At 60.5% G+C, this 14739-nt stretch carries 18 protein-coding genes and 1 pseudogene; 11 read left to right on the forward strand and 8 right to left on the reverse strand.

The window, feature by feature from the left end; all coding sequences use genetic code 11:
* Window position 1: 1 nt before the first annotated feature.
* From phnG to phnP, 9 genes are read left to right on the forward strand one after another with little or no spacing between them, the layout of a single operon-like run.
* On the forward strand, window positions 2–463 hold the full coding sequence (phnG, locus tag AC3IUE_RS08575; RefSeq protein ID WP_489266739.1) for a phosphonate C-P lyase system protein PhnG: 462 nt from the start codon (window positions 2–4) through the stop codon (window positions 461–463).
* Window positions 463–1062, forward strand: coding sequence for a phosphonate C-P lyase system protein PhnH (phnH, locus tag AC3IUE_RS08580; protein ID WP_489266741.1), 600 nt, complete (start codon window positions 463–465; stop codon window positions 1060–1062). The genes phnG and phnH overlap by 1 nt, the downstream gene beginning before the upstream one ends.
* On the forward strand, window positions 1062–2138 hold the full coding sequence (locus AC3IUE_RS08585) for a carbon-phosphorus lyase complex subunit (RefSeq protein ID WP_489266743.1): 1077 nt from the start codon (window positions 1062–1064) through the stop codon (window positions 2136–2138). The genes phnH and AC3IUE_RS08585 overlap by 1 nt, the downstream gene beginning before the upstream one ends.
* The gene (locus AC3IUE_RS08590; protein WP_489266745.1) at window positions 2131–3003 is read left to right on the forward strand and encodes an alpha-D-ribose 1-methylphosphonate 5-phosphate C-P-lyase PhnJ; all 873 of its coding nucleotides are present in this window, start codon (window positions 2131–2133) and stop codon (window positions 3001–3003) included. Before AC3IUE_RS08585 ends, AC3IUE_RS08590 begins: the two co-directional genes overlap by 8 nt.
* Window positions 3000–3809, forward strand: a complete 810-nt coding sequence (gene phnK / locus AC3IUE_RS08595; protein ID WP_452627637.1) for a phosphonate C-P lyase system protein PhnK — start codon at window positions 3000–3002, stop codon at window positions 3807–3809. Before AC3IUE_RS08590 ends, phnK begins: the two co-directional genes overlap by 4 nt.
* Before the next feature lie 28 nt (window positions 3810–3837).
* Entirely contained in the window at window positions 3838–4557 is a 720-nt protein-coding gene (gene phnL / locus AC3IUE_RS08600; RefSeq protein ID WP_461997447.1) for a phosphonate C-P lyase system protein PhnL, read from the forward strand.
* On the forward strand, window positions 4547–5692 hold the full coding sequence (locus AC3IUE_RS08605) for an alpha-D-ribose 1-methylphosphonate 5-triphosphate diphosphatase (RefSeq protein WP_489266748.1): 1146 nt from the start codon (window positions 4547–4549) through the stop codon (window positions 5690–5692). The genes phnL and AC3IUE_RS08605 overlap by 11 nt, the downstream gene beginning before the upstream one ends.
* A complete protein-coding gene (gene phnN / locus AC3IUE_RS08610; protein WP_489266750.1) occupies window positions 5692–6261 on the forward strand; it encodes a phosphonate metabolism protein/1,5-bisphosphokinase (PRPP-forming) PhnN in 570 nt (189 codons plus the stop codon). The genes AC3IUE_RS08605 and phnN overlap by 1 nt, the downstream gene beginning before the upstream one ends.
* A complete protein-coding gene (gene phnP / locus AC3IUE_RS08615; protein WP_489266752.1) occupies window positions 6252–7001 on the forward strand; it encodes a phosphonate metabolism protein PhnP in 750 nt (249 codons plus the stop codon). The genes phnN and phnP overlap by 10 nt, the downstream gene beginning before the upstream one ends.
* Window positions 7002–7040: 39 nt before the next feature.
* Here phnP and AC3IUE_RS08620 read toward each other — a convergent pair whose 3' ends face one another.
* From AC3IUE_RS08620 to AC3IUE_RS08640, 5 genes are all read right to left on the reverse strand, one after another.
* Complete coding sequence (locus tag AC3IUE_RS08620) at window positions 7041–7616, reverse strand: VapC50 family PIN domain-containing toxin (RefSeq protein WP_489266754.1); 576 nt, start codon at window positions 7614–7616, stop codon at window positions 7041–7043.
* On the reverse strand, window positions 7613–8080 hold the full coding sequence (locus AC3IUE_RS08625) for a helix-turn-helix domain-containing protein (protein ID WP_489266756.1): 468 nt from the start codon (window positions 8078–8080) through the stop codon (window positions 7613–7615). Before AC3IUE_RS08625 ends, AC3IUE_RS08620 begins: the two co-directional genes overlap by 4 nt.
* An 84-nt stretch (window positions 8081–8164) precedes the next feature.
* The gene (locus AC3IUE_RS08630) at window positions 8165–9052 is read right to left on the reverse strand and encodes a LysR family transcriptional regulator (protein WP_489266758.1); all 888 of its coding nucleotides are present in this window, start codon (window positions 9050–9052) and stop codon (window positions 8165–8167) included.
* Between the two features lie 146 nt (window positions 9053–9198).
* Window positions 9199–9918 (reverse strand): SDR family oxidoreductase, encoded by a 720-nt coding sequence (locus tag AC3IUE_RS08635; RefSeq protein WP_489266760.1) that lies wholly within the window; start codon window positions 9916–9918, stop codon window positions 9199–9201.
* Window positions 9919–9968: 50 nt separating this feature from the next.
* Window positions 9969–10094, reverse strand: coding sequence for a hypothetical protein (locus AC3IUE_RS08640; RefSeq protein WP_461997453.1), 126 nt, complete (start codon window positions 10092–10094; stop codon window positions 9969–9971).
* A gap of 88 nt (window positions 10095–10182) precedes the next feature.
* Here AC3IUE_RS08640 and AC3IUE_RS08645 point away from each other — a divergent pair.
* Window positions 10183–10431: pseudogene (locus AC3IUE_RS08645) on the forward strand (type II toxin-antitoxin system HicB family antitoxin); the annotation flags it as partial.
* A gap of 100 nt (window positions 10432–10531) precedes the next feature.
* Here the strand turns inward: AC3IUE_RS08645 and AC3IUE_RS08650 are convergent.
* A complete protein-coding gene (locus tag AC3IUE_RS08650) occupies window positions 10532–11737 on the reverse strand; it encodes an MFS transporter (protein ID WP_489266763.1) in 1206 nt (401 codons plus the stop codon).
* A gap of 236 nt (window positions 11738–11973) precedes the next feature.
* On the opposite strand from AC3IUE_RS08650, the gene AC3IUE_RS08655 reads away from it, so the two are divergent.
* Entirely contained in the window at window positions 11974–12603 is a 630-nt protein-coding gene (locus AC3IUE_RS08655) for a hypothetical protein (protein ID WP_489266765.1), read from the forward strand.
* Between the two features lie 191 nt (window positions 12604–12794).
* Here AC3IUE_RS08655 and AC3IUE_RS08660 read toward each other — a convergent pair whose 3' ends face one another.
* Together AC3IUE_RS08660 and AC3IUE_RS08665 are read right to left on the reverse strand one after the other, a co-directional pair.
* A complete protein-coding gene (locus AC3IUE_RS08660; protein WP_033056035.1) occupies window positions 12795–13793 on the reverse strand; it encodes a sulfate ABC transporter substrate-binding protein in 999 nt (332 codons plus the stop codon).
* A gap of 100 nt (window positions 13794–13893) precedes the next feature.
* Window positions 13894–14718: an ion transporter gene (locus AC3IUE_RS08665; RefSeq protein WP_056742057.1), complete on the reverse strand. Its 825-nt coding sequence runs from the start codon at window positions 14716–14718 to the stop codon at window positions 13894–13896.
* Between the last annotated feature and the right edge of the window lie 21 nt (window positions 14719–14739).

The raw sequence follows: 14739 nt of genomic DNA on the forward strand, positions 1-14739 counted from the left end.
AATGCATAACTCAATTCACGGCCTTGCTCCTCATGCCGAACGGCAACACTGGATCGGCGTGCTGGCCCGCGCCCGACGCAGTGAACTACAGCCCCATGAAGCGGCGTTGCGCGACGTCGAATACCAACTGATCCGCGCGCCGGAAATCGGCATGACCCTGGTGCGTGGGCGCATGGGCGGCAACGGTGCGCCGTTCAACGTCGGCGAAATGAGCGTGACCCGCTGCGTGGTGCGTCTGGCCGACGGTCGTACCGGCTTCAGCTACCTGGCGGGGCGCGACAAGGTCCACGCCGAACTGGCGGCGCTGGCCGACGCGCATTTGCAGGGCGCGCAACAGCGTCACTGGCTGGCGGAAATGATCACGCCGTTGGCGACCGCCCAGGCCGAACGCCGGGCGCAGAAAGCGGCAGAAACCGCCGCCACCAAAGTCGAATTCTTCACCCTCGTGCGAGGAGAAAACTGATGAGCGCACAGCTGTTGCAACCGGCCTTCACCGACCCGGTGCTGGATGCCCAACGTGGTTTTCGCGCGGCACTGAAGGCGCTGGCCGGCCCCGGATTGATCCAGACATTGCACGACATTCCAGGCATCGAAGGGCTGGCGCCGGCCACCTACGCGTTGTGCCTGGCGCTGCTGGATGTCGACACGCCGCTGTGGCTGGCGCCGTCCTTCGACACACCGGTGATCCGCGCCAACCTGGCGTTCCACTGCGGCTGTCCGCTCACCGAAGATCGGCAGAGCGCACGGTTTGCCTTGCTCGCCGACGCCGACTTGCTCGACCTCAGCGGCTTCGACAGTGGCAATGATCGCTACCCGGATCAGTCCTGCACCTTGCTGGTTCAACTGCCATTGCTCGACGGCGGGGAAGGGTTGGCTTGGCGCGGACCGGGGATCGAGGCCGAACACGTGGTCCGCCTGCCGCTGCCCGACCGCGTCTGGCGCGAACGTGAACAACGCAACGAATTCCCCCGTGGGCTGGATCTGTTTTTCGCCGCCGGCCATGACCTTATCGGCCTGCCGCGCAGCACGCGGGTCGCCCACGCAGAACAGGAGCGTGCCTGATGTACGTAGCCGTCAAGGGTGGCGAACAGGCCATCGACAATGCCCACCGTCTACTGGCGAAAAAACGCCGGGGCGATACCTTGGTCACAGAACTGAGCGTCGAGCAAATCCGCCAGCAACTGCCGCTGGCCGTGGCGCGGGTGATGAGCGAGGGCTCGCTGTACGACGAAGAGCTCGCCGCACTGGCGATCAAGCAAGCGGCGGGCGACCTGGTGGAAGCGATCTTCCTGCTGCGCGCCTATCGCACCACGTTGCCGCGTTTCAGCCCGAGCCTGCCGATCGATACGGCCGACATGCAGCTCAGCCGGCGCCTGTCCGCGACCTTCAAGGATGTGCCGGGCGGGCAACTGCTGGGGCCGACCTTCGATTACACCCATCGCTTGCTGGACTTTGCCTTGCTCGCCGAGGGCGAATACCCGGGGCCGCAGATCACGCCAAACGCCAGCCTCGAACCGTGCCCGCGAGTCTTGGGTTTGCTGGCCAAGGAAGGCTTGATCAAGAACGAGTCCGACAACAGCGACAGCGTCGCCGACATCACCCGCGACCCGCTGGAGCTGCCGGCCAGCCGCGCCGAACGTTTGCAGGCACTGGCCCGTGGAGATGAAGGTTTTCTGTTGGCGCTGGGTTATTCCACGCAACGCGGTTATGGCCGCAACCACCCGTTCGCCGGGGAAATTCGCATCGGTGACGTCGAGGTCTGGATCGACCCCGAAGAACTGGGTTTCCCGATCAATCTGGGCAGCATCGAAGTCACCGAGTGCGAGATGGTCAACCAGTTTGTCGGCTCGGCCACCGAGCTGGCGCAGTTCACTCGCGGCTACGGTTTGGCCTTCGGGCATGCCGAGCGCAAGGCCATGGGCATGGCGCTGGTCGACCGCGCGCTGCGGGCCGGCGAGTTCAACGAAGAGATCGTGTCACCGGCGCAGCAGGAAGAATTCGTGCTGATGCACTGCGACAACGTCGAGGCTGCCGGTTTTGTGTCGCACCTCAAGTTACCTCACTACGTGGACTTCCAGGCCGAACTGGAACTGATCCGCAAACTGCGCAAGCCGGCCGAGGGCCACAGCCATGAATGACCTGAGCCAGGCGTCAACCCGCGACTCGGCATACAACTTCGCCTACCTCGACGAACAGACCAAACGCATGATCCGTCGCGCCTTGCTCAAGGCCGTGGCGATCCCCGGCTACCAGGTGCCGTTCGGTGGCCGCGAGATGCCGCTGCCTTACGGCTGGGGCACCGGCGGCATGCAATTGACCGCCGCGATTCTCGGTGCCGACGACGTGCTCAAAGTCATCGACCAGGGCGCGGATGACACCACCAATGCGGTGTCGATCCGCCGCTTCTTCGCTCGCACCGCTGGCGTTGCGACAACTGAAAGCACACCGGACGCGACAGTGATCCAGACCCGTCACCGCATCCCGGAAACCCCGTTGCTCGCCGATCAGATCATGGTCTACCAAGTGCCGATTCCCGAGCCGCTGCGCTTTATCGAACCGTCGGAAACCGAGACCCGAACCATGCACGCCCTCAATGATTACGGGGTCATGCATGTCAAGCTGTACGAGGACATCGCCACCTTCGGCCACATCGCCACCGCTTATGCCTACCCGGTGATGGTCGATGAACGCTACGTGATGGACCCGTCGCCGATCCCCAAATTCGACAACCCGAAACTCAACATGAGCCCGGCGTTGATGCTGTTCGGTGCCGGCCGGGAAAAACGCCTGTACGCGGTGCCGCCGTACACCAAAGTCACCAGCCTCGACTTCGAGGATCACCCCTTCGAAGCGCAGAAATGGGAGGAGTGCTGCGCCATTTGCGGCAGCGCTGACTCTTTCCTCGATGAGTTGATTCTCGACGACGCCGGCACCCAGAGCTTCGTCTGTTCCGACACCTATTACTGCGCCCAGCGCGTCAGCCAGCAGGAGCAGGACCAATGAACCAGGCGCTGAAAAATGATCTGTCCGTGACCACGGCCGAGCCGCTGTTGCAGGTGCGCAATCTGTCGCTGCTGTATGGCCCGGAAAAGGGTTGTCAGGACGTCAGCTTCGACCTGTATCCCGGTGAAGTGCTGGGGATTGTCGGTGAGTCCGGCTCGGGCAAATCGACCTTGTTGTCGCTGCTCAGCGGACGCCTGCCACCGCAGCGCGGCAGCATCGGTTACCGCGACAAACAGGGCCAATGGCTGGACCTGTACAGCGCCAGCGAAGCCGAGCGCCGGACGTTGTTGCGCACCGAATGGGGCTTTGTCGAACAGAACCCGCGCGACGGCTTGCGCATGGGCGTGTCGGCCGGCGCCAACATCGGCGAGCGTCTGATGGCCCAAGGCGTGCGCAATTACCAGCAATTGCGCGGGGCAGGCATCGACTGGCTGAGCCAGGTGGAAATCGACCCGCAGCGCATCGACGACTTACCCCGGACGTTCTCGGGCGGCATGCAACAGCGGCTGCAAATTGCTCGCAATCTGGTGTCGAGCCCGCGCCTGGTGTTCATGGACGAGCCCACCGGTGGCCTCGATGTGTCGGTGCAAGCGCGCTTGCTCGATTTGCTCCGTGGCCTGGTGCGTGAACTGGACCTGGCGGTGGTGATCGTCACTCACGACCTGGCGGTCGCCCGTTTGCTGGCCGACCGACTGATGGTGATGCGCCGCTCACGGGTGGTGGAAACCGGCCTGACCGATCAGGTCCTCGACGATCCGCAGCACCCTTATTCGCAACTGCTGGTGTCTTCGGTGTTGCAGCCGTGAAGCCCCGTTCAACTGTGGAAACCGAGCGATGAATACCTTGATCGAGGTCCGTGACCTCTCGAAAACCTTCACCTTGCACCAGCAACACGGCGTGGTCCTGAACGTGCTCCGCGGGGTCGATTTCACCGTGGCAGCCGGTGAGTGCCTGGTGCTGCACGGTCAGTCCGGCGCCGGTAAAAGTACCTTGCTGCGCACCTTGTACGGCAACTACCTGCCGGCGGGCGGCAGCATTCGCGTGCAGCACGACGGCCAGTGGCTGGAGTTGGTGGGCGCCGAACCGCGCGACGTTCTGCAGGTGCGTCAGCGCACCTTGGGCTACGTCAGTCAGTTCCTGCGGGTGATTCCGCGCGTGGCCTGCCTGGACGTAGTGATGGAGCCGGCCCTGGCCCGTGGCTGGTCGAAAGAACTGGCGCAGACGCGGGCCGAATTGCTGCTCAGCCGCCTGAACATTCCGCAGCGTCTGTGGCAATTGGCGCCCGGCACCTTCTCGGGTGGTGAGCAGCAACGGGTCAACATCGCCCGCGGCTTCATGGTGGGGTGGCCGGTGATGTTGCTCGACGAACCGACAGCGTCCCTCGACGACATCAATCGCCAGGTGGTGCTGGAACTGATGAACGAAGCGAAAACTGCCGGTGCCGCCTTGATTGGCATCTTCCACGACCGCACCGCCCGCGAGGCGGTTGCCGACCGCCATCTCGATATGACACCCGCCGCTGTGAACCAAGAGGAATACGCCGATGCCCGTTGAACAGATCCTCAGCAATGCCCAACTGGTCACCGCTGACCGCGTGTTCCTTGGCAGCGTGCTGTTGCGCGACGGCTTGATCGCTGACGTCGCCGAAGGCCTGAGCCGGTTGCCTCAAGCCCAGGACCTCAACGGTGATTTCCTGTTGCCGGGGCTGGTGGAACTGCACACCGACAACCTCGAACGCCACATGACCCCGCGTCCCGGCGTGGACTGGCCGTCGATTTCGGCGGTGCTCAGCCATGATGCGCAGATCATCGCGGCCGGCATCACCACGGTGTTCGACGCGGTGTCCATCGGTGACGTGAACCCCAAAGGCAATCGCATGCAGAAATTGCCGGCGATGCTGGAAGCAATCTCCAGTGCCTCCGACGCCGGGCTGACCCGCGCCGAACACCGTCTGCACCTGCGTTGCGAGTTGTGCCATCCGGACACCTTGAGTGTGTTCCGCGACCTGGTGGAGCATCCGCTGGTGCAACTGGTGTCGGTGATGGACCACTCGCCGGGCCAGCGTCAATTCGTGCTGGAGTCCAAGTACCGTGAGTACTACATGGGCAAGTACCACCTGACCACGACGCAGATGGATGAATTCATCACCTTGCAGATGGCCAACTCCCGGCAGTACAGCGAGCGCTATCGTGCGGCGATTGTCGAGCATTGCCTGGCGCGGGGCCTGTCGGTGGCCAGCCATGACGACGCGACGCTCGCGCATGTCGAAGAGTCCGCGCGATATGGCATGACCATCGCCGAATTCCCGACCACCGTTGAGGCGGCGCGCGGAAGCCAGCAGCAAGGCATGAAAGTGCTGATGGGCGCACCGAACATCGTGCGCGGCGGCTCGCACTCGGGTAACGTCGCCGCCGCCGACCTGGCTGCTGAAGGGTTGCTGGATATCCTTTCCAGTGATTACTACCCGGCCAGCCTCCTGCAAGCGGTGTTTGCGCTGGCAGCCCAGGACAACTCGTGTGATCTGGCCCACGCAGTGCGCATGGTCAGCCTGGCCCCGGCCCGGGCGGCGGGTTTGAATGATCGCGGCGAAATCGCCGTCGGACTGCGCGCGGACCTGGTGCAAGCCAGAAGCCAGGACGGGCTGCCGGTGGTGCAACAAGTGTGGCGCCAAGCGAAGAGGGTATTTTGATGGCCGGCAGGTTGATCTATCTCATCGGACCTTCAGGTTCGGGCAAGGACAGCCTGCTGGATGCCGCACGCACACCGTTGGCCGAACGCGGCTGTCGCATCGTGCGGCGGGTCATTACCCGCTCGGCAGAAGCGGTGGGCGAGGCGGCGCACGGCGTCAGCCCCGAACAGTTCGCCGAGCTGGAGGCTCAGGGTGCGTTTGCCCTGAGCTGGCACGCCAATGGTTTGTTCTATGGCATTCCACGGGAAATCGACGACTGGCTGGCAGCGGGACGGGACGTGCTGGTCAACGGTTCGCGCGCTCATCTGCCGCAAACCCGCCAGCGATATCCAGACGCGTTGGTGCTGTTGCTGACCGTCGATCAAGCCGTATTGCGCCAGCGACTGCTGGCGCGTGGGCGTGAATCTGTGAGCGAGATTGATCAGCGACTGGCGCGCAATGCCCGTTTCAGTGAGCGTCTGCTGACCGATCACGGTCCGGCAGTGCACCTGCTGGATAACTCTGCAGCGCTGGAGCGCACGGTCGAACGCCTGCTGGCCTGCATCGACGAGCATTGCGTATGCGCCTGACATTACTGGGGACCGGTGACGCCCGGCAGGTGCCGGTCTACGGCTGCGAGTGCGTGGCCTGCACTCATGCCCGCAACGATGAACGACTCAGGCGTCGACCGTGCAGCGCGCTGATCGAATGCGGCGACCAGCGCTGGCTGATCGACAGCGGGCTGCCCGACCTGACCGAACGCTTCCCGCCTCGCAGCTTCAACGGCATTTTCCAGACCCACTACCACGCCGATCACGCCCAAGGCCTGCTGCACTTACGCTGGGGCCAGGGACTGGTGATTCCGGTTCACGGTCCGGTGGACCCGGAAGGCCTGGCCGACCTCTACAAACACCCCGGCATTCTCGATTTCAGCCAACCGTTCAGCCCTTTTGAAACCCGCCAGTTTGGTGGCCTCATTGTCACAGCGTTACCGCTGCAACACTCCAGACCGACCCTCGGTTATGTGCTGGAAGGAGAGGGACGAAGGATCGCCTACCTGACCGACACCGTGGGCTTGCCACCGTCCACTGCTGAATGGCTGCAACAAGTACCGCTGGACCTGCTGGTCCTCGACTGCTCAATGCCGCCACAACCTCAGGTGCCACGTAACCACAATGATCTGACGCTGGCGTTGCGGTGTATCGAAGACTTGCAACCGGTGTCGGCGGTGTTGACGCACGTCGGGCATACGCTGGATGCGTGGTTGCTGGAGCATGGGGGGGAGTTGCCGCCCAGGGTTACGGTGGCTTTGGATGGTTGCGTTTTGTAGCGAATGGTAGACGCAATGACCGTGGTCAACGAAAGGCGTTCAGAGCAACGTCCGGTAGGTGGTCAATGCCTTGGTCGATTGAATAAGGCCCTGACGCGACAGAAGCCCGAGATACGTGTCGACATCCATCGGTGGCATTTTCAGCTGCTTACGCTGGCGCTGGGCCGCCGCAATCACGGCGGTCCGGTCCAGGTCGAAGAGATTCTCGACGAACTCGTCGGGATGCTGAGCCTCGATACCGAACGGGACCAATGCTGTGCACGGAAAGTCTTTGCGGTTGAAGGTCACAATGACGTTGGCATTGCAGCAAATGGCGGCAGCCAGCACATGTCGATCATCGACGTCGGGTAACGTCAGTCCTTCGATCAATCTTTCGTAACCCGTTACACAAGCATCGGGAAGCGCCTGATCCATTAGTTCAGAGGTTCGATCCAGTTGGTGCGCGGTAAGATCCGGTCGGTTTTTGAGCAGATTACGTTTCCATTCGTTATGGATCTCCAAAGTCCATTTCGCTCTGAACCGCCCGGAGAGCGCAAGCCACATCAGAAAATCTCTCAAGGGAGCGGGGTATAAAACACAGGCGTCATATACAGCGGTGAAAGTGGAATGTCTCACTCGTATCCTGTCCTTAACGCTTGTGCCTGCTCCGCGAGAAGCGTCATTGCTTGCTCGCTGGCAGTGTCGCGCCGGTTTTTATAGTCCATCAAATCGGCGAAGCGCACACGTCGGTGCTTGCCGGTTTTGTGGTAGGACAAGTCGCCGGATTCGAGCAGTTTGATCAGGTGCGGACGTGAGACGTTGAGCAGGTCTGCTGCTTCCTGGGTAGTGAGTTCGGCGTGAACCGGAACCACCTTGACGGCGTTGCCCGCCGCGAGTTCTGCCAAAATGTCGACGAGTAAGCGAAGTGCCGAGGTGGGCAGCTCGACGGTATGGGCTTCGTTGCGCTCATCAAAAATCTGGATGTGCTGGGTTTCGAATCGAGTCGCCAGGTAGGCCGCCAAGGCGCGCTGACCCTCGATGGCAGCTTTGACTTCGCGCTCCATAGGCAAGGTGATTGCAGGGTGGATGACAGGTGACATGGCGGTTTCCAATATTCTGAATAATCGAAGCTGGCAGGCTATTCGAATTAATCGAAAATCGCAATAAACGAAATAATCGAAACGTCAGGCTTCTTTCACCAACAACCCGTGCACATACTCCACAAACGCCCGAGCCTTCGCGCTGGCCATTCTTCCGGTAGGAAACACCGCCCACAAATCCTGGTTCGACAGGGTCCAATCCGTCATCACTTCCCTGACTGCACCACTGGCCAGTTCCGGGGCAAACATCCATTCGGAGGCCATGGTCAGCCCCTGGTGGGCGAGGACCGCTTCACGCAATCCTTCGGCGGCGCTGACGCGAATTCGGCCACTGATGATCACAGACTGTTCTTCGCTCGCGTTGTGAAATTGCCAGTTAGCGCCGCCGCCCAGGGCGTAGACCACTGCCTGATGTTTGCACAGGTCAGCCGGGCAGGTGGGTTCGCCATGTTTTTCGAAATAGGCTGGCGTGCCGAGTACTACACGCCGGCATTCGGCGATCTTGCGGGCGGTGAGGCCGGAATCGCTCAGGGCGCCCATGCGCAAGGCGATGTCGACGCCTTCTTCGACCAGATTGATATTGCGGTCGTCGAGCATCAGGTCGATGTTCAAGTCTGGATTCTGATCGAGGAAAGGCCCGAGGTGCGGCACGATATGTATTCGGCCGAAAGTCACGGCGGCGCAAATGCGCAGGTTGCCGGTCAGCCCGCTGGCGGCACCGCGGGCGGCGTTGTCGGCCTCATCGGACTCCTCGATGGCACGCTTGGCGCGTTCGAAAAACGCCAGGCCGGCCTCGGTGGGCGTCAGGCCTCGGGTCGAGCGCAACAGCAGTCGCACGGCCAGGCGTGATTCGAGTTGCGCAATGGCTTTCGACACGGCGGGTTGGCCGATATTCAGGCGCCGGGCGGCGGCGGAAAACGAGCCGGTTTCCACGACGTAGACGAAGGTTTCCATTGCGGCGAGGCGGTCCATTCGAAGCCCTTGTGCAGTCTGATGGCTTTAGGAAATCCCCTGTGGGAGTGAGCCTGCTCGCGATGATGGCGGCACATCCAAAAGAGATGTGAGGTTTAGTCCGCCATCGCGAGCAAGCTCGCTCCCACAGGGATTGGTGTGTTCAGTTAGAACGCGGCTTTGCCGATGGACGCGCCGCCGTCGACAAACAAGGTTTGCCCGGTGATAAACCCGCTCTGCTCGGACAACAAAAACGCAATCGCCGCCGCGATCTCCTGCGGTTGCCCCAGCCGCCCCATCGGCACGCCGGCCAGATACCGCGCTTCACCTTCGCTGCCCGGTGGGTTGTTGGCGCGAAACAGTTCGGTTTCGGTCGGCCCCGGGGCCACGGCGTTCACTGTTACGCCGGTTTGCGCCAGTTCCAACGCCCAGGATCGCGTGAAGCTGATCAACGCCGCTTTGGCCGCCGCGTATGCAGTGCGCTGCGTAATACCCAGCACAGTCAGGCTGGAAATGTTCACCACCCGACCCCAGGCCCTGGCGCGCATGCTCGGCAGCAGTGCCTGAGTGGCCTGCAAGGCCGAATGCAGGTTGACCCGCATCACGTCGTCGAACGTGTCGAGGTCGATTTCCCCCAGCACCTGCGGGCGCACCAGACCGACGTTATTCACCAGCCCATCAAATTCGTAAGTCCTGGCCAGCTCCGCCAGCACTTCCTGAGTCAGTGCCCTGTCGCTCAGATCCAGCGGAAACAGAATGCCGGGAAAGCTCAGGTCGGGCGATCGGGCGATTCCGACCACCCGATGACCTGCGCGGTCCAGATGCTCGGCGACCGCGCGGCCGATGCCTTTGCTGGCGCCGGTGATGAGGAAGGTACGTCGGGTCATTACACACTCCTTGAAAGAACATGCCGCGGCTCAGGCGGCATTTGATCGGTTCAGCCGCGAATCGCATCCAGCATCGCGTCAGGCTCAGGACGCTGAGTGTAATCCGGGTTGACCTCGGCGTAACGGATCAGGCCATCCTGACCGATCAAACAACGCGCTGGAATGGGGGCATTCACATCCTGAAAAACAACGTGAACTGACCCTGTCCGGTATCTATGGTCGAGTGGCGCTTCATTAAGGTGATGCTTCGCTGGAGGGACCGCTGTGCACTATCCAATCATTATCGAGTGGGGAGATGAGAGAACTGCAACCGGTATTGAAATACCTGACATCCCGGGTGCGGTGACCGCTGGGGATACGTTTGAGGAGGCGTATGACGCAGCCATCGAAATCGTGCAGATCTTGCTACAAAAGATACGTGCGGAAGGTTTGCAGATCCCATTGCCGACGTCAGTAAACACACATCGGGACAATCCGGAATTCGCAGGCAGAGGTTGGGGAATGTTGAAGATTTGAGGCGCGGAAAATCTGCTATACATCAATCCGGGCAAGCCGCCCCCCTTGGCAGGAGAGAGGCTTGTCCGGGCGACGATCCGGCAAAGCTTTTGGAGCCTTAAGCCGTTGCCAACGAACGCCTCTCCGAAACACCCAAAAACCGCAACAACGCCAACAGCGGAAACGCGCTACCCACAATCACGATCCACAACCAGCCACCGTGCTCATACACCGCACTGGCTATCGAAGAACCAAACGCGCCGCCGATAAAAATGCTGGTCATGTACAACGCATTCAGGCGGCTGCGGCTTTTGGCGTCGAGGGCGTAGACCGCGCGTTGGCCGAGGACCATGTTCATCTGCACGCAGAAGTCGAGCACCACGCCGGTGACCGCGAGGCCTATGACGCTGTAGACCGGATGGATGAAGGCGGGCAGGAAGCTCAGGCTGGCGAACAGCAGGGCCAGCAGTGAAGCAATGCGGGTGTGGCCAGCATCGGCCAGTCGACCGGCAATGGGGGCAGCGATGGCGCCGATGGCCCCGACCAGGGCGAAGATCGCAATCTGGGTTTGCGACAAGCCATGATTGCGCGCCAGTTCCAGCGGCACGGCGGTCCAGAACAGGCTGAACGTCGCGAACATGCACCCCTGGTAAAACGCGCGCTGACGCAACACCGGTTGTTGACGCAACAGGGTCCACAGAGAGCCCAGCAACTGACCATATGAAGCGCTGTGATCAGGCTGACGCTTGGGAATCGTCAGCGCCAGCACGATGCTGATCGCCGCCATCAGCACCGCTGCAATCACAAACATCGCACGCCAGCCAAAATGGTCAGCCACCACGCTGGATACAGGTCGAGCGAGCAGAATTCCCAGCAGCAAACCGCCCATGATCCCGCCGACCACACGGCCACGAGACTCTTCCGGTGCCAGATGCGCGGCCAGTGGAATCAGGATCTGCACCGACACCGAACTGAACCCCACCAGCAACGAGATCAGCAAAAACACGTTTGGCTGATCGGTGAACGCAGCGCCCAACAGACTGGCAATCGCCACCACCGTGGTGATGATCATCAAGCGACGGTTTTCCAGCAGATCACCCAGTGGCACCAGGAAGAACAAACCCAGCGCGTAACCGATCTGGGTCAGAGAAACGATCAGGCTGGCCATGGTGCTGGTCAGGCCGATGTCAGGTGCGATCAGGCCGATGATCGGTTGGGCGTAGTAAATGTTGGCAACGATGGCGCCGCAGCAGAAGGCAAACAGCAGCACCATGCCTCGGGTCATTGTCGCGGCGCCATGGGGCACCTGGGTCGCTGGGTTCATAACGGGTCTCGCTAAGCAAAAGAGAATGCGCGCAGGCTAAAGGGCTATCGGAATGAGCAGAAGAGGGTTTGGAGTGATAGCAATCATTCCGTTGCGGAATGAGTGACGGACGTGTGTGATGTCCATCGAGGAGCCTTGCGTCAAAATATCGAGGTCCGATGATACATTCACTTACATCCTGTTCGATAGCGTGCTTATGTTCTCTCTTCACGTTTCATAAAACGGAAGGCACTTTCATGAATGCGATGTTTCGTCACCTGATTCGCGGCGCTTCAGTGGTTACCTTGATCGGCTTGTTCACGGCAGGTATTGCCCAGGCTGCTGACGCGCCAGGCATGCGCATCGGCGTTCGCGGCGAAATCACCGGGGTCAGCCCCGACGTGCTGAAAGTCCACGTCAACAGCGGTGAAAACGTGGTGATCAACCTGACCAAGGACACCAAAGTCCGCGCCGTCACCCTGGCGAATATTGAAGACATCAAACCCGGCAGCTACATCGGCTCGGCTGCCATACCGCAGGAGGACGGAACCCTCAAGGCACTGGAAGTCCATGTCTTCCCGCCGGAACTGGCTGGTAGCGGTGATGGACATCGGCCGTTTGATTTGGCCAAGGGCAGCAGCATGACCAATGGCAGCGTCGGTGATTTGGTCGTTAGCAACGGCCGGGTTTTGACCGTCAACTACAAGGGCGGTCAGCAGAAGATTCTGGTGCCGGAAGATGTGCCGATCGTGAACCTCGTGCCGGGGGATCGCAGTTTGCTGAAGGTGGGGGTGAAGATTGTGACGTTTGTGACGCAGAGTGCTGATGGGACGCTGACGGCTCAGTCGATTTCGGCGGGCAAGGACGGCGTGACACCCCCGATGTAACTGCTTGGCGCAAACCCCTGTAGGAGTGAGCCTGCTCGCGATAGCGGAGTGTCAGTCGATATCAATGTTGAAGACACTCCGCTATCGCGAGCAGGCTCACTCCTACAAGGGATCTTCAGTGAACACGAGTTTTGTGTTCAGGCACAAAAAAGGCGACCTTCTCAGGTCGCCTTTTTCGTGGGGCTCAGGAATTACTGACCGCTGTAGATCTGATCAAAGATCCCGCCATCATTGAAGTGGGTCTTCTGCACAGTCCGCCAGTCACCAAAGGTCTTCTCTACCGAAAGGAAATCCACTTTCGGGAAGCGATCGGTGTACTTGGCCAACACCGCCGGATCACGCGGACGCAGGTAGTTCGCCGCCGCAATCTCCTGACCTTCCGGCGACCACAGGTACTTCAGGTATTCCTCGGCCGCAGCGCGGGTGCCTTTCTTGTCGACGGTTTTGTCGACCACCGACACTGGCGGCTCGGCTTCGGCGGAAACACTTGGGTAGATCACTTCAAACTGATCACGACCAAATTCACGGGCAATCATTTCCGCTTCGTTTTCGAAGGTCACCAGCACATCACCAATCTGGTTGGTCATGAAGGTCGTAGTGGCGGCGCGGCCACCGGTATCCAGCACCGGCGCTTGTTTGAACAGCTTGCCGACGAAGTCTTTGGCTTTGCTTTCATCACCGCCGTTTTTCAGTACGTAACCCCAGGCCGAGAGGTAGGTGTAGCGGCCGTTACCCGACGTTTTCGGGTTTGGCACGATCACCTGCACGCCGTCCTTGAGCAGGTCGGGCCAGTCTTTCAGGGCTTTCGGGTTGCCTTTGCGGACGATGAACACGGTGGCCGAGGTGAACGGCGCGCTGTTGTTCGGCAGGCGGGTGACCCAGTTGTCCGGGACCAGTTTGCCGTTGTCCGCCAGGGCGTTGATGTCGGTGGCCATGTTCATGGTGATGACGTCAGCCGGCAGGCCATCGATCACCGAACGCGCCTGTTTGCTGGAGCCGCCGAAGGACATCTGCAGGGTGATGTTTTCGTTGTGCTCGGCTTGCCAGTGTTTCTGGAAGGCAGTGTTGTAGTCCTTGTAGAAATCGCGCATCACGTCGTAGGAAACGTTAAGCAGGGTCGGTGCGGCCTGAGCCATGCTGGTCAGTGCCAGGCCAGCGGCCAGAAGTGAGGCGCCAAAGAGTTTTTTCACTGCGCAGTCCTTGTTCTTAAGTTTTATTTAAAAGTGAGGCAATTTGCCCGCGACTATAACGGGGCTCGCATAGTCCTTTAAAGATTAAAAAGCACTTTGCTTATTCCATTTTCTTGAATAGCTGATTACCGCACCGTGAGCAGAATGCTGCGCCATGTTCGTGGCTGTTTTTCTTGCACACCGGGCAGTCGTGTTGCAGTTGTTCGCCGCGCATCGCGTTGGCCAGTTCGGCAGTAAAAATCCCTGTCGGCACGGCGATGATCGAGTAACCAGTGATCATCACCAACGACGAAATCACCTGACCCAGCGGCGTCTTCGGCACGATGTCGCCAAAGCCTACGGTGGTCAGCGTGACGATAGCCCAATAGATGCCTTTGGGAATGCTGGTGAAGCCGTGCTCCGGGCCTTCGATCACATACATCAAGGTGCCAAATACCGTCACCAGGGTGCAGACGCTGACTAGAAACACCACGATCTTTTGCTTGCTACCGCGCAATGCGGACATCAGATAGTTGGCTTGCTTGAGGTACGGACTGAGCTTGAGCACGCGGAAAATCCGCAGCATCCGAATGATCCGGATAATCAGCAGGTACTGCGCATCGGCGTAGTACAACGCAAGAACGCCGGGCACGATCGCCAGCAAATCCACCAGCCCATAAAAGCTGAACGCGTAGCGCAACGGCTTGGGTGAGCAGTACAGCCGCAGGCCGTATTCGATGGCGAAGATGACCGTGAAGCCCCACTCGATGTACGCCAGCACGTTGGCGTAGTTCTGGTGAACTGCGTCGATGCTGTCGAGCATCACGATCACAATACTGGCGAGGATGATCAACAGCAGGATGCCGTCGAAGCGCCGCCCAGCCACTGTGTCGCTCTGGAAAATCATGACGTAGAGGCGATGGCGCCAGTCGTTGTTGCTTTCCATAAGGTCTTGCCCAAGCCGAAA

This window comes from Pseudomonas sp. GL_093, assembly GCF_057837605.1.